19 protein-coding genes and 1 tRNA gene are annotated in these 19,612 nt (G+C 63.8%); 13 read left to right on the forward strand and 7 right to left on the reverse strand.

The window, feature by feature from the left end; translation table 11 throughout:
- Positions 1-43: 43 nt before the first annotated feature.
- Positions 44-682 carry a CatB-related O-acetyltransferase gene (locus EN993_RS15530; RefSeq protein ID WP_164757675.1) on the reverse strand — a complete coding sequence of 213 codons (639 nt, stop codon included), beginning with the start codon at positions 680-682 and terminating at the stop codon, positions 44-46.
- A gap of 124 nt (positions 683-806) precedes the next feature.
- Positions 807-1,121 carry a hypothetical protein gene (locus tag EN993_RS15535; RefSeq protein WP_127264004.1) on the reverse strand — a complete coding sequence of 105 codons (315 nt, stop codon included), beginning with the start codon at positions 1,119-1,121 and terminating at the stop codon, positions 807-809.
- Positions 1,122-1,299: 178 nt separating this feature from the next.
- Between EN993_RS15535 and EN993_RS15540 the strand changes: the two genes are divergently transcribed.
- The 3 genes from EN993_RS15540 to EN993_RS15550 are packed head-to-tail and all read left to right on the forward strand — an operon-like array spanning position 1,300 to position 4,584.
- Positions 1,300-1,764 carry a MarR family winged helix-turn-helix transcriptional regulator gene (locus EN993_RS15540; RefSeq protein WP_127264006.1) on the forward strand — a complete coding sequence of 155 codons (465 nt, stop codon included), beginning with the start codon at positions 1,300-1,302 and terminating at the stop codon, positions 1,762-1,764.
- Positions 1,757-3,046: an HlyD family secretion protein gene (locus EN993_RS15545; protein ID WP_127264007.1), complete on the forward strand. Its 1,290-nt coding sequence runs from the start codon at positions 1,757-1,759 to the stop codon at positions 3,044-3,046. Before EN993_RS15540 ends, EN993_RS15545 begins: the two co-directional genes overlap by 8 nt.
- On the forward strand, positions 3,043-4,584 hold the full coding sequence (locus tag EN993_RS15550; protein ID WP_127264009.1) for a DHA2 family efflux MFS transporter permease subunit: 1,542 nt from the start codon (positions 3,043-3,045) through the stop codon (positions 4,582-4,584). The genes EN993_RS15545 and EN993_RS15550 overlap by 4 nt, the downstream gene beginning before the upstream one ends.
- Before the next feature lie 157 nt (positions 4,585-4,741).
- On the opposite strand, the gene EN993_RS15555 is transcribed toward EN993_RS15550, so the two are convergent.
- From EN993_RS15555 to rpmH, 4 genes are all read right to left on the reverse strand, one after another.
- Positions 4,742-5,302: a fasciclin domain-containing protein gene (locus EN993_RS15555; RefSeq protein ID WP_127264011.1), complete on the reverse strand. Its 561-nt coding sequence runs from the start codon at positions 5,300-5,302 to the stop codon at positions 4,742-4,744.
- Between the two features lie 177 nt (positions 5,303-5,479).
- Positions 5,480-7,291 carry a membrane protein insertase YidC gene (gene yidC / locus EN993_RS15560; RefSeq protein WP_127264013.1) on the reverse strand — a complete coding sequence of 604 codons (1,812 nt, stop codon included), beginning with the start codon at positions 7,289-7,291 and terminating at the stop codon, positions 5,480-5,482.
- A gap of 14 nt (positions 7,292-7,305) precedes the next feature.
- Complete coding sequence (gene rnpA / locus EN993_RS15565; RefSeq protein WP_111545239.1) at positions 7,306-7,659, reverse strand: ribonuclease P protein component; 354 nt, start codon at positions 7,657-7,659, stop codon at positions 7,306-7,308.
- Between the two features lie 16 nt (positions 7,660-7,675).
- Positions 7,676-7,810, reverse strand: coding sequence for a 50S ribosomal protein L34 (rpmH, locus tag EN993_RS15570; protein WP_008833937.1), 135 nt, complete (start codon positions 7,808-7,810; stop codon positions 7,676-7,678).
- Between the two features lie 279 nt (positions 7,811-8,089).
- Here rpmH and EN993_RS15580 point away from each other — a divergent pair, with 279 nt between their 5' ends.
- From EN993_RS15580 to EN993_RS15590, 3 genes are all read left to right on the forward strand, one after another.
- The gene (locus tag EN993_RS15580) at positions 8,090-9,580 is read left to right on the forward strand and encodes a HAMP domain-containing sensor histidine kinase (RefSeq protein ID WP_127264015.1); all 1,491 of its coding nucleotides are present in this window, start codon (positions 8,090-8,092) and stop codon (positions 9,578-9,580) included.
- 305 nt (positions 9,581-9,885) lie between these two features.
- Positions 9,886-9,962, forward strand: a tRNA-Arg gene (locus EN993_RS15585).
- Between the two features lie 89 nt (positions 9,963-10,051).
- The gene (locus EN993_RS15590; protein ID WP_127264027.1) at positions 10,052-10,810 is read left to right on the forward strand and encodes an SDR family NAD(P)-dependent oxidoreductase; all 759 of its coding nucleotides are present in this window, start codon (positions 10,052-10,054) and stop codon (positions 10,808-10,810) included.
- A gap of 64 nt (positions 10,811-10,874) precedes the next feature.
- Here the strand turns inward: EN993_RS15590 and EN993_RS15595 are convergent, their stop codons facing one another.
- Complete coding sequence (locus EN993_RS15595) at positions 10,875-11,576, reverse strand: GntR family transcriptional regulator (protein WP_127264017.1); 702 nt, start codon at positions 11,574-11,576, stop codon at positions 10,875-10,877.
- Between the two features lie 239 nt (positions 11,577-11,815).
- Between EN993_RS15595 and EN993_RS15600 the strand changes: the two genes are divergently transcribed.
- The 7 genes from EN993_RS15600 to EN993_RS15630 form a co-directional block, all read left to right on the forward strand.
- The gene (locus EN993_RS15600; protein ID WP_127264019.1) at positions 11,816-12,856 is read left to right on the forward strand and encodes an ABC transporter substrate-binding protein; all 1,041 of its coding nucleotides are present in this window, start codon (positions 11,816-11,818) and stop codon (positions 12,854-12,856) included.
- A gap of 84 nt (positions 12,857-12,940) precedes the next feature.
- Positions 12,941-14,023 (forward strand): ABC transporter ATP-binding protein, encoded by a 1,083-nt coding sequence (locus EN993_RS15605; protein WP_127264021.1) that lies wholly within the window; start codon positions 12,941-12,943, stop codon positions 14,021-14,023.
- Complete coding sequence (locus EN993_RS15610) at positions 14,023-14,946, forward strand: ABC transporter permease (RefSeq protein WP_127264023.1); 924 nt, start codon at positions 14,023-14,025, stop codon at positions 14,944-14,946. Before EN993_RS15605 ends, EN993_RS15610 begins: the two co-directional genes overlap by 1 nt.
- Positions 14,943-15,743 (forward strand): ABC transporter permease, encoded by an 801-nt coding sequence (locus EN993_RS15615; RefSeq protein ID WP_126067129.1) that lies wholly within the window; start codon positions 14,943-14,945, stop codon positions 15,741-15,743. The genes EN993_RS15610 and EN993_RS15615 overlap by 4 nt, the downstream gene beginning before the upstream one ends.
- A gap of 46 nt (positions 15,744-15,789) precedes the next feature.
- Positions 15,790-17,376 (forward strand): gamma-glutamyltransferase, encoded by a 1,587-nt coding sequence (gene ggt, locus EN993_RS15620; protein ID WP_109667363.1) that lies wholly within the window; start codon positions 15,790-15,792, stop codon positions 17,374-17,376.
- Between the two features lie 78 nt (positions 17,377-17,454).
- Positions 17,455-18,981, forward strand: coding sequence for an acyl--CoA ligase (locus EN993_RS15625; protein WP_109667366.1), 1,527 nt, complete (start codon positions 17,455-17,457; stop codon positions 18,979-18,981).
- Positions 18,982-18,983: 2 nt separating this feature from the next.
- Positions 18,984-19,612, forward strand: a 629-nt coding sequence (locus EN993_RS15630) for a 2-dehydropantoate 2-reductase (protein ID WP_164757674.1), incomplete at its 3' end; no start/stop codon positions are given.

The raw sequence follows: 19,612 nt of genomic DNA on the forward strand, positions 1-19,612 counted from the left end.
CGTGTAAACAGTTCGGTGCCGATTATGCTGCTGTTCAGAGCGTTCAAGCTGCTGCCTCCAGAAGAGAAATATTGGCACCCCGGATAGCATCGAGGTTGCGGCTGACCTTGTCCACCGGCCAGTTCCACCACGCCACCGCCAGCAGCCGCCTGACCGTCCGGTCGTCGAAACGCATCCTTACCACCTTGGCCGCGTTGCCGGCGACGATCGCATAGGGCGGCACATCGTGCGTCACCACCGATTTCGCACCGACGATAGCGCCATGGCCGATTTCCACACCGGGCATGATCACCGCCTCCATGCCGATCCAGACGTCGTTGCCGACGATTGTGTCGCCGCGAACCTCCTTCGACCACGTCGCCGGGTCAAAGCCCTTTTCCCAGCCATGGTCGAAAATATTGAACGGATAGGTCGAAAAGCCGGACATTGCGTGGTTGGCGCCGTTCATGATGAAGCGCGCGCCCTCGGCGATGGCGCAGAACCGGCCGATGATCAGCTTGTCGCCTATGAACGGATAATGGTGCAGGACGCATTTTTCAGCGAATTTGTCCGGCCCGTCGGGGTCGTCATAGTAGGTGAAGTCGCCGATCTCGATGTTCGGCGCGTTCACCAGTCCCTTGAGAAAGCCGACGCGGGTGTGCATCGGGATCGGGTGCTTGATGTTGGGGTTGGGTCCGTCCATGTCGAAATCCGTCAGAGAAATGGCCGCCAGGCGCATCCGAAACTTGAATGCGCTCATTCAAAATAGCGTGATCCGCCCTATAGCACCAATCGACCGACGAGCGAGCTTTCCTTGACGGCTTTGCTCATTTGCCGCCGCGGCAGATGACGATCGGATCGGACAGCGCACTGTCGAAACCGCTGCCCTGATAGACGGTGACATTCGAGGCGCCGGGCGGCAGCATGAAGGTTCCTTCGACGATTTTCTGGTCGCCGGCAGGTGTGTGCAGAGCCCAGCTATAGGTGCAAAACTGAGGCGGCGCCTGGGGTTCGACGTGGCTGCAGTTCAATTGCGCGCCACCCAGCATGGCGGCGCCGCCGCAGCTGACGGCGTCCTTTGCGAGCGCGATTCCAGGCCATGCTGCGAGGCCTGCCACGGTCGCGATCTTCAACCAATTCATCGTCATATCCTCGCCCGATAACTGCCTGTCACCGGGTCTTTTTGTTGCGTCGCAACCCATGCGTCATTTTTTCCAGGCGGGCTTAGTCCGTCTTGCGCAGCGCGTCCAGCGGGATTATGTGCATGATGATAATAAGCATGCTCACTAAAAGTCGCGCCGAAAAACCCCAGTACCTCTCATGCCATCGTCACCCAACATCAGCTTCGTGCTGCACGATGTCGCGCGCCTGTTTCGAAAGCGGTTCGAGCAGCGGTCGCGGGCGTCGGGGCTGACCCGCGCCCAGTGGCAGGTGCTGGCCTATCTGTCCCTGCATGAAGGCATCCACCAGAACAAGCTCGCCGACCTGATCGAGATCACGCCGATCACGCTCGCCCGGCTGCTCGACAAGATGGAAGCAAGCGGCTTCGTCGAGCGCCGGCCCAATCCCGCTGACCGCCGGGCATGGCTGCTTTACCTGACGCCGCAAGCCCATCCGCTGACCGAAATCATGCGCAGCAATGGCCAGAAAATGCGTGACGAGGCCTTTGTCGGCCTTTCCACCGATGCCCAGCTGCATCTGCTGCAAACCCTGTCCCTCATCAAATCCAATCTGCTCGCGGCTTGCGCCCAGCCAGCCGTCGACCGGGAGAAAATACATGGCTGAATCAACCTCACCCAAGAAGCCTGTCGAAGAAGACGGATCCTCCACTGACCGGGCGAGTGACCAGATCATCCGGCTGGACAGCGAACGCGAACAGAGACGTGCCAACACCGTCGTCGACGACGAACTGGAAGCACCAGTCGCCCTGGCGCCGGCGGCACTCGAGGCTCCGTCCAAAGAGCCCCGGCAGGCCACGGTTGCGGTGGCGCCTCCGGCGCCGGTCAAGCCCAAGCGCAGCCGGGCACGGCCGATCCTGTTTGCCCTGCTTCCGGTCGCGCTGGTCGTCGGCGGCTACTACTACGTTGTCGGCGGCCAGCTGATGACGACGGACAATGCCTACATCCAGGCGCAGTCGCTCGGCGTCTCCACCGATGTCTCCGGCACCGTGCTTGAGATCGATGTTCACGAGAACGAGGCGGTGAAGAAGGACCAGGTGCTTTTCCGGCTGCGGCCGGCCTCTTTCGAAACCGCTCTTGCCGCGGCCCAGGCGCAGCTCGGGACCGTGCGCAACCAGGTGCTGACCTTGCAGGCGAGCTACCAGCAGTCGCAGGCGCTGATCGAGCAGGCGCAGGCCGACATCCCCTATTACGAGGCCGCCTTCCAGCGCCAGCAGGACCTGCTCAAGACCTCCACCTCCTCCAAGGCGACCTTCGACAGCGCCCAGCACGATCTCGTTGCCGCCCGCCAGAAAGTGTCCGTTGCCGAGGCGCAGGCGCAGGCGACGCTTGCCCAGCTTGGCGGCGACGCCAGCCAGCCGGTGGAGAAGAACCCCTTCTACCTGCAAGCCCAGTCTGCGGTGGACGACGCCCAGCGCAATCTTGCCGATTCCATCGTCAAGGCGCCATTCGACGGCATCGTCACCAATGTCGACGCGCTTCAGGTTGGCAAGTACCTGCCGGCTTCGCAGCCGGCGTTCAGCCTGATTTCGGCGACCGATTTGTGGATCGCGGCGGAGCCGAAGGAAACCGAACTGACCTATGTGCGGCCGGGACAGACAGCGACGATCAGCGTCGACAGCTATCCGGGTGCCGTCTGGCACGGCACGGTCGCCTCGATCAGCCCGGCGTCGTCGTCGAGCTTCTCGCTGCTTCCGGCGCAGAACACCACCGGCAACTGGGTCAAGGTCGTGCAGCGCATTCCGATGCGCGTGACGGTCGATGATCTCCGGGGCAAGCCGCCGCTGCGTGGCGGAATGAGCGTCGTGGTCGGCATCGACACCGGCCATGCGCGCGGCCTGCCGGACTTCGTGACCGATCTTATCAACCGGTTCGGACAAAAATCATGACCGGCGCGTCCGCGACAGGTGGCGTGATCGCCAATCGCGGCGCCATCACCGCCTGCGTGATCCTGGCCGTCATCATGCAGGCGCTGGACACCACCATCGCCAATGTGGCGCTGCCCTATATCCAGGGCAGCGTTTCGGCGAGCGCCGACCAGATCAACTGGGTGCTGACCTCCTATATCGTGGCTGCGGCCGTCATGACGCCGCCTTCAGGTTACCTTGCCAATCGTTTCGGCCGCAAGCGCATCCTGCTGATATCCATCACCGGCTTTGTCGTCGCGTCGGTGCTGTGCGGCTTCGCGCAGTCGCTGCCGCAGATCGTCGGCTTCCGCCTGCTGCAAGGCCTGTTCGGCGCCGCCCTGGTGCCGCTGGCGCAGAGCATCCTGCTCGATATCTACAGCGTCGAAGAGCGCGGCTCGGCGATGGCGCTGTTCGGCGTTTCCGTGATGGTCGGGCCGGTGCTCGGGCCGGTCATCGGCGGCTGGCTGACCGAAAATGTCAGCTGGCGCTGGGTTTTCTACATCAACGTCCCGATCGGCGCCCTGGCTTTCGCCGGCGTGTCGATGTTCGTCCAGGAAACCAAGACGGATCTCAAGGCGAGGCTGGACTGGCTAGGCTTCGGCATGCTCAGCGTCACCATCGCATCGCTGCAGATGTTCCTCGATCGCGGCGAGCAGCTCAACTGGTTCTCGTCCTCCGAGATCATCGTCGAGGCGCTGATCTGCACGTCGGCCTTCTACATCTTCCTCGTTCACACCTTCACCGCCCGCAACACGTTCGTGAACCCGAGGCTTTTCCTCGACCGCAACTTCGCCGTCGGCATGATCTTCATCTTCATCATCGGCATCACCTATCTGGCCTCGCTGGCCCTGATGACGCCCTATCTGCAGACGCTGATGGGCTATCCGGTGGTGACGGCCGGCATCGTCATGGGGCCGCGCGGTCTCGGCACCATGGCGTGCATGTTCCTGGTCGGCAGGTTGATCGGCAAGGTGGACACGCGCTGGCTGCTGTTGACCGGCCTGCTGGTCACCGCCTGGGCGATGTACGACATGACCGGCTGGACCCCTGATGTCTCGCAATGGACGATCATCAGCACCGGCTTCATCCAGGGCGCGGGCCTGGGCTTCCTGTTCGTGCCGCTGACCACCATCACCTTCGCCACGCTGGCGCCGGAGCGGCGCGCGGAAGGCACTGGCCTATACAATCTGTCGCGAAACATCGGCTCCTCCGTCGGCATATCCGTCGTCACCGCGCTGTTGACGCAGAACGTGCAGATCAACCACGCCAACATCGCCACCTATGTGACGCCCTACAACCAAGCGTTCAGCAATCCGGCGATCTTCCAGGCGATGGACCCCTACAGCGCCGCCGGCCGTGCCGCGCTCGACGGCGTGGTGACTCTGCAGGCGACGATCATCAGCTACATGAACGACTTCAAGCTGATGATGATCCTGTCGCTTGCCGCCATTCCGCTGGTTCTCCTGCTGCGCAAGCCGGCGACACCGGCCAAGATCGATCACAGCGCCGTCATGGAGTAACGGGCGACGCGGCCAAAAAGAAACCGGGGCCCTGTGAGGGACTACAGGACCCCGGCAGATACGGCTTCCCAAGAAATATGGCGCCTCGTCATGAGGTGAGGACGGCAGGCCCGAGAAAGCCCCAACGGTTCTGCCTGTATCCCCTCGCCGGAAGCCGTTACTTTGGCAACAACACCTTGTTGACGACATGGATGACGCCGTTCGACTGGTTGACGTCGGCGATCGTCACCTTGGCCTCGCCACCGGACTCATCCATGATGTAGAGCTTGCCCTTCTTGACTTCGGCGGTCAGCGTATCGCCGGAAACGGTCTTCATCTCGTACTTGCCGCCCATTGCCTTGGCCTTCTTCATCATTTCGGCGCCCGAAATCTTGCCGGCCACGACATGAGCGGTCAGCACCTTGGTCAGTTGGTCCTTGTTCTCGGGCTTCAGCAGCGTGTCGACGGTGCCCTTGGGCAGCTCCGCGAAGGCTGCGTTGGTCGGCGCGAAGACAGTGAACGGACCGGCGCCCTGCAGCGTGTCGACAAGGCCGGCCGCCTTCACGGCGGCGACCAAGGTCGTGTGGTCCTTCGAATTGACAGCGTTCTCGACGATGTTCTTGGTGGTGTACATCGGCGCGCCGCCAACGTTCGGGTTCTTGGCATAGGCGGGAGCGGCAATCGCCACGCCGGCGACAAGTGCGGAAATGGCGACGGTCCTGAATGACGGCAAGCGCATGTGTTCTTCCTCCGGGTGAGGGCTGATCGGAATTGATAGCCTTTGGAAACGCACACGCAGTCACGCCGCTTGCGGGGCGCTAGTTTCGCCGGTCACGGGAACGTGATGAAAGGGTCCGTTCAACAAAAAAGCCCCGGGCGAACCGGGGCTTTTTTGATTTCGCAAAGGCAACGCCTTCTATTCCGCCGGTGACGGTTTCTTTCGGAACAGTGCGATCAGATTGTCCCACAGCTCGATCTTGGCGCCCTGGCGCTTCATGATCACGCCTTGCTGGAGGATCGACAGCGTGTTGTTCCAGGCCCAGTAGATGACCAGGCCGGCCGGGAAACCCGCCATCATGAAGGTGAAGATGACGGGCATCCAGGTGAAGATCGCGGCCTGCGTCGGATCCGGCGGCGTCGGGTTCATGCGCATCTGCAGGAACATGGTGACGCCCATGATCAGCGGCCAGACACCGATCATCAGCATGTGCGGCAAGGTGACCGGAACGAGGCCGAACAGATTGAAGATCGACGTCGGATCGGGTGCCGCCAGATCCTGGATCCAGCCGAAGAACGGCGCATGCCGCATCTCGATGGTGATGTAGAGCACCTTGTAGAGCGAGAAGAAGACCGGAATCTGCAGCGCCACCGGCCAGCAGCCGGCAAGCGGATTGATCTTCTCGGTCTTGTACAGCTCCATCATCGCCTGCTGCTGCTTCATCTTGTCATCCGCGTATTTCTCGCGGATCTCGAGCATCTTGGGCTGCACCTTCTTCATGTTCGCCATCGACGCGTAGGACTTGTTGGCGAGTGGGAAGAAGATGGCCTTGACGATGACGGTGGTGGCGAGGATCGCCAGGCCGAAATTGCCGAAGAATTTGTAGAGCGTGTCGATCAGCCAGAACATCGGCTTGGTGATGAAGTGGAACCAGCCCCAGTCGATCAGCAGGTCGAACCGCTTGATGTGGCGGTCTTCCGCATAGGCGTTGATCTTGCCGACCTCCTTGGCGCCGGCAAAGATTTCGCTCTCCACCGTCGCCGACTGACCGGCATCGACGGTGATCGGGTCGGTCAGGAAGTCGGACTGGTAGCGATGGCGGCCATCCTCGAAATAGGCGTAGCGCGGCTGGAACGGCTGCTTCTCGGTCGGCACCAGCGTCACCGCCCAGTATTTGTCGGTGATGCCGAGCCAACCGTCGGTCGACTTGCCCGGCGTGAACTGCTTGTCCTTCTCGATGGACGCGTATTTGTGTTCCTGCAGGCCTTCGGTGCCGGTGAAGCCGATCAGGCCCTCATGCAGCACATAGGTGCTGGCAACGGCCGGCTTGTCGAAACGGGTGACGCGGCCGTAATTGGACAGCGAGACAGCGGCCGTGCCCGAATTCTGCACCGTGTCGGACACCGTGAACATGTAGTTGGTATCGACGGAAAAGGTGCGCTTGAAGGTCAGGCCCTTGTCGTTCGAATAGGTCAGCGTGACCGGGGTTGTCGGCGTCAGCGTCGCATTGCCGTCGACGACCCACACGGTCTCGGGACCAGGCACCGCGCCGGTCTTGTCGTTGCCGACGAAGCCGATCTCGGCATAGTAACCATTGGGGAGTGCTGCCGGGTTGAGCAGGCTGATCTCGGGCGAATTCTTGTCGACCGTCTCGGTATAGTGCCTGAGCTTGAGGTCGTCGAGACGGGCGCCGGTCAGGTTGATCGAACCCTCGAGGCTTGGCGTATCGATCTTGGCGCGGGTCGTCGTGGCGAGTGCCTGTTCGCGGCCGGCCGGCGTCACGGCGTCGGTACCGGGTGCGTTCGGAATGGCGCCAGGTGCGGCGGGCGTTCCGGTGTCGGTGCCGGGATTTGTGCCGGCGGCCTTCTTCTGCTCTTCGACGCGCTGCTGTTCGACGCGGGCCGCTTCGCGCTGCGCCTCACTGCGCGGCAACACGTAAAAATATTGCCATACCGCCAGGATCAGCACCGACAGCGCGATGGTGATGAAGAAGTTCCGGTTGTTTTCCATCGAAAGCCCTTGGCCTATCGTGTTCCGCGCAGTCGGCGGGAGAGTTCGGCCTTCAACTGGCCGAACGGAATGGTAAGCACGTCTTCACGCCCGACGATGACATAGTCATTGCCAGGCGCCATGTCACTTGCCGCATGCGTACGGACAGCCTCTCGCAGCCGCCGCCGGACGCGGTTGCGGACAACCGCATTGCCGACCTTCTTGGTGACGGTGTAGCCGACGCGCGGCGACAGGCCGTCGCCGCGGTCGAGAACTTCAACGAGAAAAAGCCGCCCGCGTCGCTTTTCACCACGACGGACGGCCAGGAATTCCGCGCGCTTCAGAAGCCGCTTGGGATTTGGTCCCACTGGCTTGCCGGATGCGGGCAACGATCTCGTCTTCCGTTCAGGCGCTGAGCCGCTTGCGACCGCGGTTGCGGCGAGCTGCGACGACGCCGCGACCACCCTTGGTGGCCATGCGGGCACGGAAGCCGTGCCGACGTTTGCGGACGAGTTTAGACGGTTGGTAGGTACGCTTCATTTGTTTTAATACCGCGGGGTGCGGCCCTTCTTGATTCTGTCACTGTGTAACAGGAGCTTTGCCGGGCCGGCTTTGGCGCGATCGAAACCGCGCCGGGACGAATGGCCCGAGCGTGTGCGGGCTTATAGAAAGAAGGCTTTTGGAAGTCAATCCGGAGTCGTCGGGCCGAAGCCGGGCGTCGTTCAGGTCGGTTTATGTTTCCGACCAAGGATGAAATTGGCAAAAAAGCCGTAATCGCCTAATCTGCGTTGATCAAGTGATTGTGAAGACATGGACCGCATGAGCGAAACCATACAAGCGCAGGAAACGATCGGCACGGCGGAGCCAGCCATCGTGCGCACGGTGCCGCTGTCGCGCGGCCTATCGACCAAGCTGCTGCTGCTCACCATTGCTTTCGTGCTGCTGGCCGAAGTGCTGATCTTCCTGCCCTGGATCGCCAGCTACCGGCTGAACTGGCTGAAGGAGCGGCTGAGCACGGCGGCGGCTGTGTCGATCGTGCTGGTGCAGGGTGAACCCACCTCGCTGTCGCGCACGGCGCAGAACGACGTGCTGATGGCAATCGGCGCCAAGGCGATCGCCGTGCGCGACGGCGGCGTCTCGCGGCTGCTGGTGGTGGCCGAAATGCCGCCGAAGGTCGACGAACACATCGATATCGCCTCGATCGGCATGATCAAGGGCATGACCGGCGCGCTCGACACGCTGTTTTTCGGCGGCGGCCGGATGCTCCGCGTCTTCGGCCCGGTCGGCGACTCGGACAAGGAGTTCGAGCTGATCATGCCGGACAACAGCTTGCGCAATGCGATGCTGCGATATTCCCGCAACGTCGCCTTTGTCTCGCTGCTGATCTCGCTGTTCACCGCCATGCTGGTCTATGCCGCCATCGACCTGATCATGATCGGGCCGATCCGGACGATGACGCGCTCGATGCTGTCTTTCTCCGAAGCCCCCGACGATCCCGGGCGCATCATCCATCCGGCCGCCCGCGCCGACGAGATCGGCGTCGCCGAGCGCGAGCTGTCGCAGATGCAGGAGCGGCTGCAGAAAATGCTCTCCGAGCAGAAGCACCTTGCCGACCTTGGCCTCGCCGTCTCCAAGATCAACCATGACATGCGCAACATCCTGGCTTCGGCGCAGCTGATGTCGGACCGCCTGCGCCAGGTCAAGGACCCGACCGTGCAGGCCTTCGCGCCGAAACTGCTGCGCGCGCTCGACCGCGCCGTCTCCTATTCCGAAGGCGTGCTCGCCTATGGCCGCACCCAGGAGCCGCCACCGGCGCGCCGACGCTTGCGGCTGCGCCAACTGGTCGAGGACGTGCACGGCCTGCTCGACATCGAGCAAGGCATCGAGTTCGTCAATTCCGTCGAGCCGGCCTTCGAGGTAGACGCCGATTCCGACCAGCTGTTCCGCGTGCTCACCAATCTGTGCCGCAACTCGGTGCAGGCAATGGCGGCAGACAGTGAAAGCGCCCTGGTGCGCCGCCTGGCGGTGTCGGCCGTGCGCCTGGGCAGCGTCAGCCGCATCGCCGTCAGCGACACCGGCCCCGGCCTGCCACCCAAGGCGCGCGAGAACCTGTTCGCGGCGTTCCGCGGCTCGGCCCGTAGCGGCGGCACCGGCCTTGGCCTGGCGATCGCGCACGAGCTGATCCGCGCGCATGGCGGCACGGTGGAACTGGTCGAGAGCATTGGCGGGCGCACCACATTCGCGGTCACCATCCCCGACCAGCCGGTCCGGCTCGACCAGGCCCGCAACGGCCTGCGCCGCCCGGCATGATAGGGTTGGGCTGTTTCGCCCGGCAATCCGCGCCTACCCAGCCTTCGAATTTGGAATGCATATAGCCGAAGCGGCTCCGGCAAAGAGAACCGCACGGACTGGAGACAATCCAGAGCCCGGACATGCCACGCCGAGCTGTTACGATGCGCCGGGCAAACGGCCCGTCATCGCCGGATGACACGCCTGCGACAAAACTTTTACCGGATCGGCTTGCTTTTCGGAAATTCAGTCGCTAGGGAACACGTCTCGTCGCGGTCGGTCGTTCACGATCGGCTCGCGGGGTCATGGAAAGCATGGCCTGTTGCGCGCCCGTAGCTCAGCTGGATAGAGCACCAGACTACGAATCTGGGGGTCAGGAGTTCGAATCTCTTCGGGCGCGCCAAAATCATCCATGGGCTATGGTTCGTTGATTTGCGACCGCTGCTGTCTCATTCGCAGGACAGGCGGATACCAGCGGAGCCTGATTTGACCATGCCTCCTACCAGCATCAGGCGCGCACTTATCACCGGAGCCGGTGCGGCCGATGGCATTGGCTTTGCCATTGCCCGCCAACTTGGCCAAGCCGGGCATGCCGTCCTTCTCACCGGCGCCAGTGCGCGTGTGCTCGATCGCGCCGTTGCGCTTTGTGCCGAGGGCATCGATGCCAAGGCCGTGGTCGCCGATCTCACCATTGCTGCTGATGTCGCGCGGTTGCGGGATGATGTCGGCGCCGTCGATATCCTGGTCAACAATGCCGGCATGGGCTCGCTGGCATCACCCTCGGTCGACAAGACGTTTCTCGCCATGACCGAGGCCGACTGGGACCAAGGGATCGACGTCAGCCTGAAGACGGCATTCCTCGTCACGAAGGCGTTTCTGCCGGCGATGGTCGACGCGGGCTACGGGCGCATCGTCAATGTCGCGTCGGTCACCGGGCCACTGGTGTCCTTCGAAGGCACATCAGCCTATTCCGCCGCCAAGGCCGGCATGGTGGGCCTGACGCGCGCACTCGCGCTCGAAGTGGCGAAAAACGGCATCACGGCCAATGCCGTCGCCCCCGGCTGGATCGAAACGGGTTCGTCGAGCGAGATGGAGCGGCAAGCCGCCCTGCATACGCCGCCGGCGCGGGCCGGGCGGCCGGATGAGGTTGCCGCTGCGGTCGTGTTCCTGGCCTCGGAAGGCGCCAGTTATGTCAACGGCGCCCTGCTGGTGGTCGACGGCGGCAACAGCCTTCAGGAGCGCAAGGGCTGAAGGCTCAAAGGCGCTTGTCGTCAGGGTCTGTCGGCGGGCAGGCCTCGCCCAAGCTCCTCGCCCCTCACGACGCCTTGGCCAGAAAGTTCCGATAGTCCGACTTGGCCTGCAGCAGGCGCAAAACGTTGTCTCGCGATCCCCGCACATGGGCGCGCGCCAGCGTGCCGGCTCTGGCAGCGTCGCCGGCACAGATGGCGTCGACGATTTCAGCGTGCTCGTCGCGGGCGATCTTCCATTCGTCCAGCCAGAGCAGTTCCGTCCAGACATAGTGCTGGCACTTGTCGAGGATGCCGCACAGCATGCCGTGCAGCATCACGTTGCCGCTGATTTCGGCGATGACGCGGTGCAGGTCGATGCCGACTTCCAGTTCCTGGAATTTTTCCCTGTTGGTGCGCTCCGGAATGGCGGCCAGCCGCTCGCATTCGGCCAGCATGGCGCGCAGCCGCGCCTTGTCCGCCTCCGTTGCCGCCGCTGCCGCCAGTTCCGTCGCATGGCCGTCGAGCAGCTCGCGGATCTCGAACGCCTCGCGGAACATGTTGATGTCGAACTCGGTGACGACATAGCCCTGGCGCGGCCGGCCGGTGACCAGGCCGTCGCGCTCGAGGCGGTTGAAGGCCTCGCGCACCGGCGTGCGGCTGACAGTCAGTCTCGCGGCGATGTCGTTTTCGGTGATGCGCGAACCCGGCGGGATCTGGCCGGTCACGATCATCGCCTTGAGCGCGGAGTAGACCGAGTCGCGCAGCGTATTTTTGGTTTCCTTGGCCAAGGTTCCCTTCCCACTTCTCCGGCCTTTCAGCCGGAACACGCATAGCTGTAGCCGCTGTCGGCGCAATTTGCCACGCCCCCGGCGAGGTCGTCCCTCGCCACCTTGTCCGGCGCGAAACGCGTAGATTCGATCGCGCCGGATGGTGTTGACATCAACGATCCCTAAGCTACACTCAAAATTGTATACAAAATAGCATGCGAAATCAAAAACAATGGGAACACCGGTTGGAGAGCCGAAAAATGAACAGGACCAGAAGCGTTAGCGTTGTTGCGGTTGCCGCCCTCATGGCGTCGTTCGCGGCCCCCGCCATGGCGGGCGACACCATCACAGTCGCCTCATGGGGCGGCACCTACCAGGAGGCGCAGACCAAGGCGTTCTTCAAGCCGACCGCCGACGCGCTCGGCATCACCATCAAGGAAGACACCACCAACGGCCTCGACGACGTGCGGCTACAGGTGACCGGCAATGCGGTGAAATGGGACATCACCGAACTTGGCGCCGACGAATGCGCGCGTGGCTCGAAGGAAGGGCTGTTCGAGAAACTCGACTACGGCATCATCGACAAGAGCGGCATCAACCCGAAGCTTGTCCATGACGACTGGGTCGGTATTTCCTACACCTCGGTCGTGCTGATCTACCGGACCGATGTTTTTGGCGACAAAGGCCCGAAGACATGGGCCGATTTCTGGAACGTGGAAAAATTCCCGGGACGGCGCGCGCTGAGCGGCAGCCAGTCGACCGAAACGCTGAGCGTCGCGGCACTGGCCGAGGGCATTCCGATCGACAAGGTCTATCCGGTCGATATCGACGGCGCGTTGAAGTCCGTCGACAAGATCCGTGGCCATGTCGACGCCTGGTGGACCTCCGGCGCCCAGGCCATGCAGCTGGTGAAGGACGGCGAAGTCGATATGGCGAGCATCTGGAACGGCCGCGCCGGCACCTTGAAGAAGGAAGGCGCGCCGGTCAGCTTCTCGTTCGACCAGGGCGTGCTGACCGCCGACTGCATGGTCATCCCCAAGGGCGCGAAGAACAAGGAAGCGGCGATGAAGGCGCTGGCGATGTTCGTCAGCCCGCAATTGCAGGCCAACCTGCCGCTCTATGTCGACAATGGGCCTGTCAACGAGAAGGCTTTCGAGACCGGCAAGATCCCGCAGGACAGGATCAAGGACATCAATTCGGCGCCCGAAAACGTCAAGAAGCAAGTGTTGCAGGATGCCGAGTTCTGGCGCGACACCCTGGTCGAGGCGACAGAAAAGTTCAACAATCTGATCCAGCAATAGGCTGCGGCCGGAAGCTCACGGCGAGGCGGCGCAACCTGCACCTGCCTCGCCACCTCTTGTTTGCCGCCTAAGGAGAGAAAAATCTTGTCCATTGCGCCATCCGCGCTGCCGATCAGCATGCGCGGCATCGAGAAACGATTTGGCAGCGTAGCGGTGCTGCGCGACCTCAACCTCGATGTCGAGGCCGGTGAGTTCCTGACGCTGCTCGGCCCTTCCGGCTCCGGCAAGACGACGCTGCTGATGATCCTGGCCGGCTTTGTGCGGGCCAATGCCGGCAGCATCAAGGTTGGCAATGACGAGATCATCACCACGCCGCCGCACAGGCGCAACATCGGCATGGTGTTCCAGAACTACGCGCTGTTTCCGCATATGAACGTCTTCCACAACATCGCTTTTCCGCTGAAGCAGCGCGGCGTCGCAGCCACCGAAACGGCCGAGCGTGTCGAGAAGGCGCTCGATCTGGTGAAATTGCAGGGACTGGGCGAGCGCCGGGTCGACCAGCTCTCCGGCGGCCAGCGCCAGCGTGTCGCGCTGGCGCGCGCCATCGTCTTCGAGCCGCGCATCGTGCTGATGGACGAACCGCTGTCGGCGCTAGACAAGGGCCTGCGCGAGCACATGCAGATCGAGCTGCGCGCGCTGCACCGGCGGCTCGGCATGACCACCGTCTATGTCACGCACGACCAGCGCGAAGCCATCACCATGTCGGACCGCATCGCAGTGATGAACGCCGGGCGCATCGAACAGCTCGACAAGCCCGAAACCCTCTACGCCAGGCCGCAGACGCGATTTGTAGCCGGCTTCATCGGCGAATCGAATTTCATTCCGGTCGAGTGCCGCAACGGCTCCGTCTGGTACGAGGACCGGAGAATCCACACCGCAGCGGCAGTGCCGGCGGCAGGCCAGCACCTGATGGTGGTGCGGCCGGAAAAGCTGAGGCTCTTGGCAAACGCCGAACAGCCAAACAGCGTCAACGTGCTCGAGGCGACAGTCAGCGACATCATCTATCAGGGCGACAGCTTCGTCTGCTACGCGGTGCTGCGCGATGGCCGTCAGCTGACGCTGCGCGATTATTGCCGCAGCGATGTGCTGGCGAAAATGCCGGCTCCCGGCCAGCCGGTCAGCCTCGGCCTCGATGCTCAGGACACGATCCTGGTGGCATCAGACTGATGAGCGCGCAACCCGCCCTCATGGAAGAGACTGGCCGCGCGGATCAGTCCCTGAACGCGCAGGCGCTGCGCACTGACGCGCGGCGCGAGTCGTTGCGGCTGCTGGCGCTGTTGTCGCCAAGCCTGTTCCTGGTCTTCGCCATCATCATCGTGCCGATCGGCTGGCTGTTCTGGCTGTCGCTGTTCGACGAGGCCGGCGGCTTCAGCGCCGCCAATTATGCGCGCTTCTTCGAGCAGGCCTCCTACATCAAGACCTTCGTCACCACCTTCAAGGTCGCCTTCATCGTCACCGGCGCCTGCGTCCTGCTCGGCTATCCCTTGGCCTACATGCTGTCGCAGCTGCCGCGCCGGGCGGCGTCGATCTGCCTGATTTTTGTCATCCTGCCGTTCTGGACATCGGTTCTGGTGCGCACCTATGCCTGGCTGGTGATCCTGCAGCGCAAGGGCCTGATCAACAGCTGGCTGATCGACCTCGGCGTCATCAACCAGCCGCTGTCGCTCGCCAACAATCTGTCGGGCGTCGTCATCGGCATGACGCATATCTTGCTGCCGTTCCTGGTGCTGCCGCTCTACGCTTCGATGAAGACGATCGACACCGACTGCCTGCGCGCCGGCATGAACCTCGGCGCCGGCCCGGTCGCCACCTTCCGGCAGATCTTCTTTCCGCTGTCGCTGCCCGGCCTCGCCTCGGGCGTGGTCATCGTCTTCGTGCTCTGCCTGGGCTTCTTCGTCACGCCTGCGCTGATGGGCGGCGGCAAGGTGATCATGTGGGCGATGCGCATGGAGCAGACCACCAGCCTCTATTCAAACTGGGGCGCGGGTGCGGCACTTGGCGTGGTGCTGCTGGTGGTCACGCTAGCGCTTCTCGGCCTGTTCCAGTGGCTGCTCGGCGCGCGCGCCACCGGTGTGTGGAGTTCGCGATGAGCGAGGATATCGGCCTGCCGATCTCGCACCGGCAACGTCTGTGGCTCTACGGCCTCGGCGGCCTCGTGCTGCTGTTCCTGATCGCGCCGTCGATCATCATCGTCATCATGTCGTTTTCGGACTCGACGCTGCTGCAATTCCCGCCACAGCAATGGTCGCTGCGCTGGTACCAGGCCTATTTCGGGTCACTGGAGTGGCGCGACGCCACGATCGTCTCGGTCAAGGTGGCTGTTACGACGGTGCTGGTGGCGACGCCGCTCGGCACTGCCGCAGCCTATGCCATCAACCGGGGCACGCTGCGCTTCAACGGCACCATCAACGCGCTGCTGACGGCGTCGCTGATCGTCCCGGTGATCCTGATCGGCATCGGCACCTTCTTCCTCTATGCGCGCATCGGGCTCAACAACACGCTGACCGGCCTGGTCATCGCGCACACGGTGCAGGCGCTGCCGCTGGTGGTGCTGACCGTGCTGTCGGGACTGCGCTCCTACGACATGAACCAGGAGCGCGTGGCGCGCAGCCTCGGCGCCGGACGCGTCGCCGCCTTCTGGCAGGTGACCATGCCGCAGATCCGCTTCTCGATCGTCTCGGGCGCGCTGTTCGCCTTCATCACCTCCTTCGACGAAGTGGTGGTTTCGCTGTTCATATCTGGCGGCGAGACCACGACATTGACGCGCCGCATGTTCAATGCGCTGCGCGACCAGATCGACCCGACGATCGCCGCCATCTCCACCTGCCTGATCGTGCTCTCGGTCGTGCTGTTGTCGGTTGCGCAGATCTTCGGGCGGCGGCATTGATTTCAGATGACCAATTCGCAGACGTGACCAGGGATATCCAGACAGAATGCGTGATTTCCAGTTTCCCGGCCGCTCGCCGGTTCGTGCCACCGAGGCGGTTGCCGCGACCTCGCATCCGCTTGCAACCCTTGCGGCAATCGAGATGCTGCGCTCCGGCGGCAACGCCATGGATGCCGCGGTCTGTGCCGCCGCCGTGCAGGGCGTGGTCGAGCCGCAGTCGACCGGCATCGGCGGCGACTGCTTCGTGCTCTATTCTCCCGGGGGGCAAGGCAATGTACTGGCCTTCAACGGCTCCGGCCGCGCGCCGGCCAAGGCGACGGTCGACTGGTATCTGGAAAAAGGCTTCGACAGCATCCCGCTGCAGGGTCCGCATGCGGTCACCGTGCCGGGCGCCGTCGATGCCTGGAGCCGCCTGCTCGAGGACCATGGCCGCAAAGGCCTTGCCGAGGCGCTGGCGCCGGCCATCCATTATGCCGAGAACGGCTATGTCGTGCATGACCGCGTCGCCTTCGACTGGGCCGAACCGGAGACCGATCTTTCGGCCGACGAGCATGCCGCGCGCATCTTCCTGCCCGGCGGCAACGCGCCGAAAGCCGGCGACGTCCACCGGCAGCCGGAACTGGCGGCGACCTTGCGCATCATCGCCAAACACGGCCGGGCCGGTTTCTACGAAGGCGCTGTCGCCGACGATATAGTGCGCCGGCTCAATGAATTGGGCGGGCTGCACTCGGCCGAGGATTTCGCGGCGACCAGAGGCGACTATGTGGCGCCGGTTAGCACCTCCTATGGCGGCCATGATATCCACCAGATGCCGCCGAACAATCAGGGCCTGACGGCGCTTTTGATGCTCAACGTGCTGTCGGGCTTCAAGCTTGGCGAGCTCGACCCCAATGGCGCCGAGCGCCTGCATCTGGAGATCGAAGCCGGGCGTCTGGCCTATCGCGACCGCGACCGCTATGTCGGCGACCAGGACCGTGTTCCGGTGCCGGTCAAGCAACTCCTGTCCGGCGCCTATGCCGACCGGCTGCGCGCCGAGATCGACCGCGAACGTGCCATGACGCATCTGCCGCGCGTGGAGCTGCCCGGCAGCGACACGGTCTACATCTCCATCGTCGACCGCGACCGCAACGCGGTCTCCTTCATCAACTCGACCTATTATTCGTTCGGCAGCGGCGTCGTCGGCCCGAAGACCGGAATCGTGCTGCAGAACCGCGGTTCGAGCTTCCGCCTCGACCCGGCACATCCGAACGCGATCGCGCCCGGCAAGCGGCCGATGCACACGATCATGCCCGGCATGGCGACGAAGAACGGCCGCGTGGTGATGCCGTTCGGCGTCATGGGCGGCGGCTACCAGCCGTTCGGGCATGTCCACCTGCTCACCAACATGATCGACTTCGGCATGGATCCGCAGCAGGCGCTGGATGCGCCCAGGGTGTTCTACAATGACGACACTGTTGAGGCCGAGCGCAACGTTCCTGCCGAGGCGATCGAGGGCCTGCGCCGACGTGGCCATCGCACAGCCGAGCCGCATCATCCGCTAGGCGGCGGGCAAGTGGTGCTGATCGACTGGGAGAAGGGCACGCTGACCGGCGCTTCCGATCCGCGCAAGGATGGCTTGGCGCTTGGATATTGATATAGACCCAGTCTGCCGTGGCATCACATATGCGTGTCGCGGCTGGATTTTGACGGGTTGGAAAGATAGTCGGTGATCATGGCCAGTATCGCAAATTCTCCTGGGCTTTCCCGCCGCCTCGCCGCCGGCGCCGATGATGCGCCCGCCATCCTGGCACCCGACAGGGCGACGCTCACCCATGGCGGACTGCGCGGCCTGATCGCCGACACGGCAAAACAGCTGCATGCGCGCGGCATCGGCCGAGGCGACAGGGTGGCGATCGTGCTGCCGAACGGACCCGAGATGGCCACCGCCTTCGTCGCCGTGGCAGCCGCCGCCTCGACGGCACCGCTCAATCCCGCCTACCGGGCCGACGAGCTCGATTTCTACCTGACCGACATCGGCGCCAAGGCGATCCTTGTCGCGGAAGGCGAGACCGGACCGGCGGTGACGGTTGCCGAGCGCCTCGGCATCGGCGTGCTGCGGCTTGTCGTGCAGCCGGACACACCAGCCGGCAGCTTCACGATCGAGGGCGCGGCGATCGGACCGCAAGCGGCGCCCGACATGGCGCGGGATAATGACATCGCGCTGTTGCTGCACACTTCGGGCACGACATCGCGGCCAAAACTGGTGCCGCTCAGCCATGCCAACATCGCGGCCTCATCAGCCCATATCGGCGCGACACTTGGCCTGACGGCCGATGACCGTTGCCTCAACATCATGCCGCTGTTCCACATTCACGGCCTGATCGCGGCCGTGCTGTCGTCGCTGGCATCAGGCGGCAGCATCTACTGCACGCCCGGCTTCAACGCGCTGCGCTTCTTCCAGTGGCTGAGCGAGGCACGACCAAGCTGGTACACGGCGGTGCCGACCATGCATCAGGCGATCCTGCCCAGGGCGGCGCGCAACACCGAGGTGCTGGCGGCAGCGCGCCTGCGCTTCATCCGCTCGTCCTCGGCCTCGCTGCCGGCGCAGGTGATGGCCGAACTAGAGGCGACTTTCGGCTGCCCGGTGATCGAATCCTACGGGATGACCGAGGCGGCGCACCAGATGGCGTCGAACCGGCTGCCGCCGGGCCAGCGCAAGCCGGGCAGCGTCGGTGCCTCCGCCGGCCCGGACGTGGCTGTCATGGCGCCCGACGGGCGGTTGCTGAAAGCCGGCGAGACCGGCGAGATCGTCATTCGCGGGCCCAACGTCACGGTGGGCTACGAGAAGAACCCGGATGCCAATTCCACGGCTTTCGCGCATGGCTGGTTCCACACCGGCGACCAGGGCGTGCTGGACGAGGACGGCTATCTCAGGGTCACCGGACGGCTCAAGGAGATCATCAACCGCGGCGGCGAAAAGATCTCGCCGCTCGAGGTCGACGACGTGCTGATGGACCATCCAGCGGTGGCGCAGGTCGTCACCTTTGCCATGCCGCATGACAAGCTGGGCGAGGAGGTGGCGGCGGCGGTGGTGCTGCGCGAAGGCATCAGCGCCACCGAGGGCGACATCCGCACCTATGCCGCGACGCGGCTTGCCGACTTCAAGGTGCCGCGCAAGATCCTGATCCTGGACGAGATCCCCAAGGGCGCGACCGGCAAATTGCAGCGCATCGGCCTTGCCGCCAAACTCGGACTTTGACGATGAAGATCACCATCTTCGGCGCCGGCGCGATCGGCGGCTATCTCGCAGCCAAGCTGGCAATCACTGGGCGGACCGATCTTTCGATCGTCGCGCGCGGCGCGCATCTGGAAGCGATCAAGGCGAACGGCCTGCGCCTGATCGAGGATGGCCAGGAGACGTCCGTCCCCGTCCGGGCCGCCGCGAAAGCCGAGGAACTTGGCGTGCAGGATTATGTCGTGCTGGCGCTGAAAGCCCATTCCCTCACCCCGGCCCTTGACCAGATCGCGCCGCTGCTCGGGCAGCACACCGCCGTCGTCACCATGCAGAACGGCGTGCCGTGGTGGTATTTCCACGGCGTCGGCGGGCCGCTCGAAGGCACCAGGCTGAGCGCGGTCGATCCCGGTGGCGCGATCTGGCAGCGGATCGGGCCGCAGCGCGTCATCGGCTCGGTCGTCTATCCCGCCGTCGAAGTCGATGCGCCGGGCCTCATCCGCCATGTCGAGGGCAAGCGCTTCTCGCTCGGCGAACCCTCGGGTGTGCGCAGCGAACGGGTCACGCTTCTGGCCGAGGAGATGGTCAAGGCGGGGCTGCAGGTGCCGGTGCGCGACGACATCCGCAGCGAAATCTGGGTGAAGCTGTGGGGCAATCT

Origin of the sequence: Mesorhizobium sp. M7D.F.Ca.US.004.01.2.1, assembly GCF_003997785.1 — a bacterium.
Taxonomy (GTDB): Bacteria; Pseudomonadota; Alphaproteobacteria; order Rhizobiales; family Rhizobiaceae; genus Mesorhizobium; species Mesorhizobium loti.